General features: G+C 29.6%; 1 protein-coding gene. It reads right to left on the bottom strand.

Features of this window, described 5'->3' with window-relative positions; all coding sequences use genetic code 11:
• A partial coding sequence (locus LPB87_RS20645; protein ID WP_230729230.1) for a hypothetical protein occupies nucleotides 1-486 on the bottom strand: 486 nt, incomplete at both ends.

The following is a 486-nucleotide window of genomic DNA, read 5'->3' as shown; positions in this document are numbered from 1 at the left end:
CATTTTGCTTTGTTCATTGTTACTGGTAGATGATAATATTGCTATTATTCCTTCTTGAACAACTTTGTTGTTTTCAAATTGAGCTGCTTTTATAAAACCATTTTTCAAATCCCAAGAACCAATATATCCGTTAAAATTGCCACCGTCTATTGATTGACTACTGATTTTTGAATTTTTATCGGGAAATATCTCAAAGACTACAGCTTGATAATTGTTTGCACTTAATTTATAAATATACAATTTTTGTTTCCAAATTTCTGATACATTTTTTTTGCGCTCAACAATAGGAACAATAATAGTTTCAGTTCCGTCTTCTGAGGTTGTCATTTTGGCTTGATTCCAATTGTATTCTAAATTTTGGAATAAATCAAAATTTGGGCTTTCAGCTTCATACTTTTTAAACCAAGTTTGAGCATCTAAGGTTTGATTAGATACAGTCTCTTCAGTACTGCAAGAGTAGACAAAAAGAATAAATAAAGATAAAGA

The sequence above is a fragment of the Flavobacterium sp. EDS genome (genome assembly GCF_020991525.1).
GTDB lineage: Bacteria > Bacteroidota > Bacteroidia > Flavobacteriales > Flavobacteriaceae > Flavobacterium.
Note: the sequence above shows the minus strand (reverse complement) of the source record. Positions and strands in the feature narration are given on the sequence as shown.